Source organism: Nonomuraea guangzhouensis (assembly GCF_019396345.1).
Lineage (GTDB): Bacteria > Actinomycetota > Actinomycetes > Streptosporangiales > Streptosporangiaceae > Nonomuraea > Nonomuraea guangzhouensis.
In genome coordinates this window covers 1-9,379 of record NZ_JAHKRM010000083.1, presented here as the reverse complement: position 1 = coordinate 9,379, position 9,379 = coordinate 1, and the positions used below count along the sequence as shown (strand labels likewise).

Annotated in this window: 8 protein-coding genes; 4 read left to right on the top strand and 4 right to left on the bottom strand. The window is 71.8% G+C overall.

Going from position 1 to position 9,379, the window contains the following annotated elements:
• The first annotated feature begins 239 nt into the window (after positions 1–239).
• From KME78_RS63205 to KME78_RS63195, 3 genes are all read left to right on the top strand, one after another.
• A complete protein-coding gene (locus KME78_RS63205) occupies positions 240–830 on the top strand; it encodes a DUF5998 family protein (protein ID WP_219539876.1) in 591 nt (196 codons plus the stop codon).
• Between the two features lie 840 nt (positions 831–1,670).
• Positions 1,671–2,798 carry an alkaline phosphatase family protein gene (locus tag KME78_RS63200; RefSeq protein ID WP_219539875.1) on the top strand — a complete coding sequence of 376 codons (1,128 nt, stop codon included), beginning with the start codon at positions 1,671–1,673 and terminating at the stop codon, positions 2,796–2,798.
• Complete coding sequence (locus tag KME78_RS63195) at positions 2,795–3,607, top strand: sulfurtransferase (protein WP_219539874.1); 813 nt, start codon at positions 2,795–2,797, stop codon at positions 3,605–3,607. The genes KME78_RS63200 and KME78_RS63195 overlap by 4 nt, the downstream gene beginning before the upstream one ends.
• A gap of 177 nt (positions 3,608–3,784) precedes the next feature.
• Here the strand turns inward: KME78_RS63195 and KME78_RS63190 are convergent, their stop codons facing one another.
• The 4 genes from KME78_RS63190 to KME78_RS63175 all read right to left on the bottom strand — a co-directional run bounded on the left by KME78_RS63190 (position 3,785) and on the right by KME78_RS63175 (position 8,552).
• Entirely contained in the window at positions 3,785–6,415 is a 2,631-nt protein-coding gene (locus KME78_RS63190; RefSeq protein WP_219539873.1) for a CHAT domain-containing protein, read from the bottom strand.
• A 69-nt stretch (positions 6,416–6,484) separates the two neighbouring features.
• Complete coding sequence (locus tag KME78_RS63185; RefSeq protein WP_214635702.1) at positions 6,485–6,931, bottom strand: hypothetical protein; 447 nt, start codon at positions 6,929–6,931, stop codon at positions 6,485–6,487.
• Positions 6,928–7,464 (bottom strand): RNA polymerase sigma factor, encoded by a 537-nt coding sequence (locus tag KME78_RS63180; protein ID WP_219539872.1) that lies wholly within the window; start codon positions 7,462–7,464, stop codon positions 6,928–6,930. The genes KME78_RS63185 and KME78_RS63180 overlap by 4 nt, the downstream gene beginning before the upstream one ends.
• A 74-nt stretch (positions 7,465–7,538) precedes the next feature.
• A complete protein-coding gene (locus tag KME78_RS63175; protein WP_219539871.1) occupies positions 7,539–8,552 on the bottom strand; it encodes a S8 family peptidase in 1,014 nt (337 codons plus the stop codon).
• A 175-nt stretch (positions 8,553–8,727) separates the two neighbouring features.
• Here KME78_RS63175 and KME78_RS63170 point away from each other — a divergent pair, with 175 nt between their 5' ends.
• Positions 8,728–9,222, top strand: coding sequence for a DUF3145 domain-containing protein (locus tag KME78_RS63170; RefSeq protein WP_219539870.1), 495 nt, complete (start codon positions 8,728–8,730; stop codon positions 9,220–9,222).
• Positions 9,223–9,379 lie beyond the last annotated feature (157 nt).

Here is a 9,379-nt window from a genome sequence, read left to right as displayed (position 1 = left end):
GCACCCCGCACCCCGCACCCCGCACCCCGCACGGCGGCGGTCTTGGCGGCTGGCTAAACCTCATTTCTATGCAATTTCACCATTTGTCACTCCAAGGGTCGGCACAGCGGCACTGATGAGGCGCAATGCAGCGTCCGGTAATTGCACACGGCCCCGCACCTAGATAACGGGATAAAAGACGTTATAGAGCGTTATGTCTGGTGGGTGAGTGCACTGCGCGGTCCTGGCAGGATGGACCCATGAGGGAAACCCGAGTCTCAGCCGCGGGCCTGCGTGAAGCGATCGAGCGCAGCGGCTACTACCCCGACCTCGTCACCGATGCGGTCGAATCCGCGCTGGGCAAGGAGGCTGTGACCGCGTTCGTGGTCCATCATGAGGCCACCTTCGATCCCGCGATGGAAGTCCGCAGGCACGTCACCGTCCTGGTGCTGTCGACGACGAGGCTGCTGGTCTGCCACACCGACGAACACCCTGCGGTCGAAGGCGTCTCCACCTCGCACGCCTCCACGACCACGGAGGCCGTACGCCTGAGCCGCGTCCAGTCGGTCGCGGTCACCCGCGTCGTCCCCGACCCCGCCTCCTACGTCCCCGGCGTCCCGCCCACGGAGGCCACGCTCACGATCGGCTGGGGAGCGATCTCCCACGTCGACCTCGAACCAGCCACCTGCGGCGACGAGAACTGCGAGGCCGACCACGGCTACACGGGCGCCATCACCGCAGACGACCTCTCGCTCCGGGTGAGCGAGGCGGCCGACGGCCCCGAAGCGGTCACCCACGTCCTCGCCTTCGCCAAATTCCTCTCGGAAGCCACCGCCCGCGCCACAACCTGACAAACCACTCCCAGGCGCCCGCCCTCTCGGTGCCACCAGGGCAAGACCCATGCACACCACGCGAACCTCGGCACACCGACTCCACGACATCGCGCCCACAAGGGCACCTCTGCGACAGACCGGTGCTCCTCTGGGGTGGCAATCGCTGGTGCTCATGCGGTGGTGTTCTTGCGGTCGTGCCCACGCGACCGTGTCCTTGGGATTGCGCTCAAGCGGTGGCGCCCCACCGGAGACCCCTCGCGCGGCACTGTCCCTTCGGCTGCGTCTGCGGGACCGTGCTCATGTGAGAGCGTCCCTGCGTTGGCGGCCCCGTGATCGTGCTCATGTGAGAGTGTCCCTGCGTTGGTGGCCCTGTGATCGTGCTCGTACGGCGGTGTCCCTGCGGCGGTATCCGCAGGACCGCTCTCATGCGGTCGTTCTTACGTGGGCGTGCCCACGCGACCTTTCCCGCCCAACCGCGCACACCCGCCGATACCCCCGCGGCCGTGCTTGTGCGCTGACACACCGGCCGATCAGTCTCCACGAACGGTCCCGCACCATATGCGCGGCGCCCAGCCGATCAAGCGAAGAAGACGGCCAAGAATACGCACGTAACGACGCCCAGCCACGTGCGGGTTCAGCGGCCGTATTCCTGGAGGCCCTCAGCCACGTACGGCGAGTGGCGCTCACTTGGCCGTGCCGTACAACATCGGTGGGGTTCAGGGGTTTGGCGGCGATCAGCGGTGTACGGCGGGAGCGTCATACAAGATCGAATAGCCGGGGTTTGGCGATGATCGGCCGCATACGGCGGGAACGTCATACAAGATCGAATTTCTCGGGCGACGAACGGAATGGAGCGTCATGGGCGGAAACGCGCCGCTGATTCCCAGTTACGGCACCGCGTCGTTGGCGGAGCTGCCGAGTGCGTTGCTGGCGGTGCTCGGGATGGACGAGCCGAACCCCCTCCAGCTCGCCCCCGCCGACCGCGTCTGCCTGTTCCTCGTGGACGGTCTCGGTGCGGAGTCGCTGCGCGCTCACGCCGACCGGGCGCCGTTCCTCGCCGCCGCCGCCAAGACCACGCTCACCGCCGGGTTCCCCGCCACCACCGTCACCAGCCTGTGCTCGCTGGGCACCGGTGTGCCGCCGGGTGAGCACGGCATGCTGGGGCTGATGCTGGCGGTGCCGGGCACCGGGCAGTTGTTCAACTGCCTGCGGTGGACGCTGCCCGGCGGGGCGTTCATGGAGCCGGGCCGATGGCAGCCCGCCGAGACCGTCTACCAGCGCGCCGCCGCCGCGGGGATCGTGGCGGGTTACGTGGCGCCGGCCCAGTTCGAGGGGACGGGGCTGACCGAGGCGGTCTACCGCGGCGTGCGCTACCTGGCCGCCGAGACCGTCGACGAGCGGGTGGCCCGAGTACGTACGGCGATGGCCGAGCCGCGGGCCCACGTCACCGTCTACTACGGCGACCTCGACGCAGTGGGCCACATGACCGGCTGGGGCAGTGCGGAATGGCTGACTCAGCTCGAAATCGTGGATCGGATGGCCGAACGCCTGGCCGCCGACCTGCCCCCGGGCTCCGCCCTCTACATCACCGCCGACCACGGCATGGTCAACGTGACCGAGAAGCTCGACGCCGAGACCGAGCCCGCGCTGAACCGGGGGGTGGCGATGCTCGGCGGGGAGGCAAGGGCGAGACACGTCTACGCCGAGCCGGGGGCCGCCTCCGAAGTGCTCGACGCATGGCGTGAGACCCTGGCGGGCAAGGCCTGGGTGGTGTCGAGGCAGGAGGCGGTCGAGTCCGGCTGGTTCGGACCGCGGGTGCGGCCGGAATGGGCGGGGCGCATCGGCGACGTCGTGGCTGTCCCGTATGCCGGGCTGGCCATCACGGCGCCGCGCGCGCATCCGATCGAGGCGCTGTTCACCGGCTACCACGGCTCGATGACGACGGCCGAACAGTACGTACCGCTCTTGGAGGTAAGCACCCGATGAGTCCGTTGATCACACCCGAGGAACTCGCCGCGCTGGACGGTGTGACCGTGCTCGATGTGCGGTGGCGGCTCGGTGGCCCTCCGGGGATCGAGCTGTACCGCGAGGGGCACCTGCCGGGCGCCGTCTTCTGTGACCTCAACGCCGACCTCGCCGCGCCCGCCGGAACCGCCGGCCGGCATCCGCTCCCGGAGGCGGACGACTTCCAGAGCGCGATGCGCCAGCTGGGGGTGTCCGGGGGACGCCCGGTGGTGGTGTACGACGACACGGGGTCGACCGCCGCGGCGCGGGCGTGGTGGGTGCTGCGTTACTTCGGGCACCAGGACGTCCGGGTGCTGGACGGCGGCCTGCCCGCCTGGGCCGACGCCGGACTGCCGATTGTCAAGGAGACGTCCGAGGCGGTGTCCGGTGACTTCGTCGCCAGGCCGGGTGGGATGCCGCTGCTGAGCGCCGCCGAGGCGGGGGCGCTCGCGAGGTCGGGGGTGCTGCTGGACGCGCGGGCGGGTGAGCGTTATCGGGGTGAGGTGGAGCCCATCGATCCCGTCGCCGGTCATGTGCCCGGCGCGGTGAGCGCGCCGACCACGGAGAACATCGACCCCGGCGGCCGGTTCCGTCCCGCGGCCGAGCTGCGCGACAGGTTCGCCGCGCTCGGGGTGGGCGAGGGTGTGCCCGCCGGAGTGTACTGCGGCTCCGGCGTCACCGCCGCGCACGAGGTGCTGGCCCTGGAGGTGGCGGGCCTGCCCGCGGCCCTCTACGTGGGCTCATGGTCCGAGTGGATCGCCGACCCCTCACGCCCGATCGCCACAGGCTGAACCCCGCTTCGCGACCCGCCCGACCGCGACAGGCCAAGCCTATGAGTGGTGCGCGCCGGATAGCGACGGGTCGGCCCTGAGCGGCGCGCCTACTGGATCACTGAGAGGCCGAGCCTCCGCTGCCTGAGCGGCCCGCCCACTGGGTCAGCGCCGCACCGGCACCCCGCATGGCGAGCGCTACGGGGTCGGGGGCCGGTCGCGTCTCCGGGTGTACGGCCGGTCGCCCGCGCCGAAGCAGACGAAGCCGAGCGCTCCCGTCTTGGCCGAGGCCGAAGCCAGGGCCGAGGCGGGGGACTGGCCGTCGGCCAGGAGGCCGTGGAACGCGGTCATCACGGCCAGCGCCTCCTCGTCACGCACCGGCACCATCCCGGCGACGACGCAGGCCGTACCCCTGGACAGGAACGTTCCGGCCAGCCCGAGCGGGGCGCCGTCCGTGGGCGTGTGCGCCATCCCCGAGTCGCACGCCGACAGCACCACGAGCCGGGCCGTCCGGGACAGCCCGAGCAGGTCGTACGCCATGAGCTGCCCGTCGGCGAGCGTGATGCCCGACAGCAGCGGGCTACGCGCGTGGAACACCCCGTGCGCCGCAAGATGCAGCACGTCGGCGCTGGTCAGCGCCGCGAGCACGGCACCGGAGCGGGCGGGCACCTCGCGGGCGCCGGGATGGCAGGCGAGCACCTGCTCGACCTCCGCGCGCGCATGGGCGAGCCCGGGCCCGGCCGCGGCGATCACCACGGGCTGTTCGGCGGGTACGGCGGCGCGCTGCCCGGCGTCCAGCCAGGCGGACGCGCTGGCGGCCACGGACACCGGACGATCACGCAGGCACGGCAGGGCCGCCCACGGCAACGTGTGCAGGGGACCGGTGGGCACCACGATCAGCGGCCGGTCGCCGAGCCCGGCCTGAAGCGGCTGGAGCAGCAGGCGTTCGAGCTCCGCGGCGGCCGGCTCGACCTGGGCCTCAGCGGGGGCGGCGCCGTCGCCGAACCCGGCCCGGCGCAGTGAGTAGCGCAGGCGGATGAGCGCCTCACGGATGGGCCGCAGATCGCCCAGCCGCCGCAGCATGAGCCGTTCGCCGGTGATCAGTACGGCCAGCAGCGAGGAGCCGTCGATGACGAACTCGACCAGCGCCGCACCGCCCAGCCCGGCCCGCACGGCACCAGGATCGGCCAGCCCGCGGGCGTGCGCGGGAGCGGCCACCGCCCGCCAGCGTTCGGCCCAGTCGAACACCTCCTCGGCACACCCGTCACGCACCGCCATCTCCAGCCCGAACGCCGCCAGCCGCTCACCGGCCCGCGCCGCGTGCGCCCGCAGCGAGGGGTCGTCGAACGACTCCATGCTGCCGCCCATCTCGGTCAGCCCGTCGTGGACCGCGCGGAACGCCTGGGTGACGTCCTCCTGCAACGCGGACTCCAGGGCGAGGGCGTGCTGGCGTACCAGCACCGGGATCTGTGACGTCTGCGCGAGGTGCCTGGCCTGCAACTCCGAGGCCAGCGACGTGAGCTGGGTCCCGGCGGGCACCCAGCGCTCACCGCGCCGCGCGTGCGCGGTCAGGCGGGCCAGCTGCGCCGACGCCGCCGGATGGTCGTCGAGCGCCAGCGCGGCCTCCGCCGCCACCAGGCGCAGCGCGGCGGCGCCCGCCAGGTAGGCGGGGCCGTTCTCGAGGTCGTCGGCGCACGCGACCAGCTCGTCGAGCAGCTCCGGTGAGGAGCCCTCCAGCGCCAGGCGGGCACGCAGCACGACCTCCCTGGCCAGCGGCAGCCAGGACACGCGGTCCTGCTCGGCCAGCTCGACCGCCGCCTGCTCGGCCACGGCCAGCGCGCGGCGGGCGTCGCCGGTGAGCAGTTCCACCTGCGCCAGTTTCAGCCGCGCCTCGGCCAGCGCCACCAGCGCGGCGGACGACTCCAGATCGGGTACGGCCAGGCTGAGCAGCGCCCTCGCCTCGCCGGGCAGGTGCGCGGCCAGCAGCGCCCCGGCGAAGTCGGCCCGCATCGTGGCCAGCCGCTCGGGGAAGCCGAACAGGGTGTGCTCGGCCGCCCGGTAATGGGCGAAGGCACCGGTGATGTCGCCCCGGCGTACGGCGAGGAAGGGCAGGTTGGCGGCGGCCAGGCGGGCCAGGTGGTCGAGCCGGGCGTGACGGGAGATCTCCAGGCAGGCGGTGATGTCGCGGGTGGCGGCGTCCCAATCGCCCCGGTAGGCGTGGACGAGGCCGCGGTTGAGCAGGCCGCCGGCCAGGAAGCGGCGGTCGTCGATGGTGCCCGGCGCGACCACCAGCACCCGGAGCGCGCGGTCGCACGAGGCGATGGCCTCCTGGTAGCGGCCCAGGTGGGCGAGCGCGACGGCCCGCTGGGTGTCGAGCTTGGCCCGGTCGAGCGGGGAGAGGTCGGCCCAGGCCAGGGCGGCGACCCGGAGCGCCTGGAGGGGATGGCCGCGTTCGGTGCGTACCGTCACCAGGGAGAGGCGTGCCTGGGCCATGCGCTGGCGCGGGATGCCAGGGGTGGCGATGGCCTGCCGGAGGTGGGTTTCGGCGGCTTCGAGATCACCGAGCTCGCGGGCGGCCAGCGCCATCGCTCTGAGGGCGACCACCGCGGCGTCGACGCAGCCCGCCGCCTCGGCGGCGGTCAGGACGGTGCGGCCGGCGTGGAGGGCCTGTTCGGGATCGACCACCGAACGAAGCACCGCCATCTCAGCCGCCACCACCAGCGGGCCGCCGGGTGTGGCGGGCTCGTGGGGGGCGATGAGATCGGGAGCGGCCGTGCCCCCAAGCCCGATGGCGTCGGGAGTGGACCGGTCGTCCTGTGTTGCGATCATGGCGCCTTGGGCTTCGTAGGGGAGGAGTGGGAGCCAGGGGGTGGGACGCGGTGCCTGGCTCCCTGGTGATCATGGGCGGATGCGCACCCACCTGGTTTGGACGGGTGCGAGACCGGGCCGGTGGCAGACCACGCTGAGCCAGCCCGGAGGCAGGCCGGTGACCGCAAACTGGCCGGTACGCGCAAGACGCCTGGTGAGCGTCAGATGCGGGGTCCTCACATCGACGTGGCTGCCCTCGCCAGGATGCGGGAACACTTGTCCCGCGACGTCGATGAGCCCGTCGCCCACCGTCACCTCCAGATCGAAGGTGAGGCCGGCCGCGACGAAGCGGACCATGCCGGGACCGTCGCCGCCTCGTACGCCACGGGTCGCGGCGCAGTCGGCAGGCGCGGCGGTCACCGCTTGAGAGACCCGGAGTCCGAAGGCATCACGTGCGGCGGCGGAAACATGCCCAGGGATCGGATCACTCCCGGCGGCGAGCCGGAGAGCCGCCAGGAAATACTCATCGTTGATCATTGCACCGTCTCCTGTAGTGAGATCAGGGTGCGCAGTTTTTCCAGGCACCGGATCCTGGTTGGACCCACGGTGCCCACGGGCATGCCGAGCCGCATCGCCACCTGCTGGCTCCCCATATCCGTCGCCACCAGCTGGAGGAGGGTGCGGCAAGGCTCGTGCAGAGCGGAGACCGTCTTCCACAGCAGGCGGCTGCCGTCGGCCTCCAGGACGGCAGTAGCCGGATCAGGGTCGTGCACGACGTCGAAGGAGGGAAATCCGGGTGGTTCCTTCCTGATGATCAGAAGCGCCTCACGACGCGTGGTCGTCGCCAGCCACGCGCCGACGCCTGATGGTTCCCTGATGGTGTGCAGGTTTTCGAGCAGGCGCAGCCAGGCACCCTGGACCGCGTCCGCCGCGTCGGTGGCGTTCAGCCCGCACGCGCGGGCGACTGCCCACATGCGCGGCCCGAACCTGGACTCAAGCTGGTCCCAGGCCGTCTGGTCGTCTTCGGCCGCGGCCTTGAGCAGCTCCGCCGGATCGCGTGGCTCGTGCATGCGGCCTCCTTCGCCGTGACGGACGAGGAGGCCACCCTGCCTCCTCGTGATTGGCCGAGGACTGAGCGTAAACTCTACAGACTCGACCTGATGAGAACTCCCAGATCGGGAATTTGCCGGGTCGTCTCAGGGTCAAGGACTCGCCCGGCGGCCTCCTTGGCCGGAAGGTCCTTCGCGGCGTCGGCGATCGCGCCCGCGACCAGGGCCGTTGCGAAGGAGGTGCCGCTCCAGACGGCGTACCCGGCGAACTCGTCGCGCTCCAGGAAGCTGCTGGCCAGCCACTCGCCACGGGCGCACGCGTTGACCCAGGAGCCGTAGGCGGAGAACGGCGCCCGGCGCTCCTGCGTCGCGTCGACCGCGGCCACGCCCACGACGTCGGGCAGCGCGGCCGGCCAGAACGGCCGGTCGGTCGCGGTGTTGCCGGCGCAGGCCACCGTGACGGTGTCGGGCAGGGCCCGCAGCGCGTCGTCCAGCAGGGGAGGCGGCCGGTCGTCGAAGGTGTGACAGCCGAAGGACAGGTTCAGGATCGGGGGTGGGCGCTCGCGCAGCCGGTTCAGGGCGCGGACCACGCCGGCCTCGTCGCCGACGCCGTCCCCGTCGAGCACCCGCCACACGCGCAGCCCCGCGCCCGGCGCCTGCCGCAGCAGCAGGCCGGCGAGGAACGTCCCGTGACCCGCCTGGCGACCTTCGAGCAGTTCGGCATCGTCCCTCGGCTGCTCCTCGTACCAGTCGCTGTCGGCCCACCACGGGTGCTCGGCGATCCCGGTGTCGAGCAGCCCCACGACGACGGGCGAGCGCGCTCTGCCCGGTTTGTACGGCACGGGCGGCGAGGGGAACGGCCGGGACGCCGGCCCGCCCCAGAACAGCGGCTGTCCGGCGAGCACATGGTTGGGGGAGGCCCGGAAGCCGTGCTCCCGCAGATCCATGGTGATCTCGATGGGGTCGACGCCGGGCGACAGATGGATCACGCAGACGCCGTCGGCGTCGGCGACGGCCTGGGTCCAGCGAGCCGCGACGGACAGCGCGCTGCGGTCGGTCAGTATCTGACCTGGCCGGATGAGCGACTCACCGACAGATTGGAGGTCCATGAGCGGGTATCTTTCCGCGCTCACCCGTGTGTCACACGCCCCTGCCGCACCAAGTTGGTATGGCCCCCCTCTGGTGCCAGGTTGCGACCGACGGTAGTCTCTCCCTAGTCACTTGTGATCATCCCGGGGCGAGGCCGTTGGGGAAGGCGCACCTCGTACCGAATCGGGAGGTCCGGTGTCTGCTTGTGGCGTGCTTTACGTCCACTCAGCTCAGCCCGCGCTGTGCCCTCATATCGAATGGGCGGTCGCGGGTGTTCTTGGCGTACCCGTGGACCTTACGTGGACGCCGCAACCCGCCGCGCCCAACGTCCTGCGGGCGCAGGCGGAGTGGGAAGGCCGCCCGGGCATCGCGGCGGCCATCACCTCTTCCCTCATGGGCTGGCAGCGCATCCGGTTCGAGGTCACCGAGGACGCCTCAGCGGGGGTCGACGGGTCCCGTCATGCCTATACGCCGACGCTCGGCGCCTTCAGCGCGGTCGTCGGGGCCGCGGGCGACATCATGATCCCCGAAGACCGGCTCCGCACCGCGATGCTGATGGCCGCCCAGGGACGCGCGGTGCTGGAGGACGAGCTGGACAAGCTGCTCGGCCGGCCCTGGGACGAGGAGCTCGAACCGTTCAGGTACGCCGGCGACGGCGCGCCGGTCCGCTGGCTGCACGCCGCCGTCTGAGACCCGCGTCGCTGAGGCACGTGGAGCTGAGCCACGCTCCGCTCGCACGCGTGAAAGCCGCCTGGGCCGCATGAAGGCCGCCCAAACAATGTGAAAGCCGCTGAACACGCGAAAGGGGCCCCGCACCCATGAGGTGCGGGGCCCCCTTTCACACGAC

Bases quoted from the DNA above. Each gene is read 5' to 3' on its own strand.
- KME78_RS63205 (WP_219539876.1), top strand. From the start codon at position 240: ATGAGGGAAACCCGAGTCTCAGCCGCGGGCCTGCGTGAAGCGATCGAG.
- KME78_RS63200 (WP_219539875.1), top strand. From the start codon at position 1,671: ATGGGCGGAAACGCGCCGCTGATTCCCAGTTACGGCACCGCGTCGTTG.
- KME78_RS63195 (WP_219539874.1), top strand. From the start codon at position 2,795: ATGAGTCCGTTGATCACACCCGAGGAACTCGCCGCGCTGGACGGTGTG.
- KME78_RS63190 (WP_219539873.1), bottom strand. From the start codon at position 6,415: ATGATCGCAACACAGGACGACCGGTCCACTCCCGACGCCATCGGGCTT.
- KME78_RS63185 (WP_214635702.1), bottom strand. From the start codon at position 6,931: ATGATCAACGATGAGTATTTCCTGGCGGCTCTCCGGCTCGCCGCCGGG.
- KME78_RS63180 (WP_219539872.1), bottom strand. From the start codon at position 7,464: ATGCACGAGCCACGCGATCCGGCGGAGCTGCTCAAGGCCGCGGCCGAA.
- KME78_RS63175 (WP_219539871.1), bottom strand. From the start codon at position 8,552: ATGGACCTCCAATCTGTCGGTGAGTCGCTCATCCGGCCAGGTCAGATA.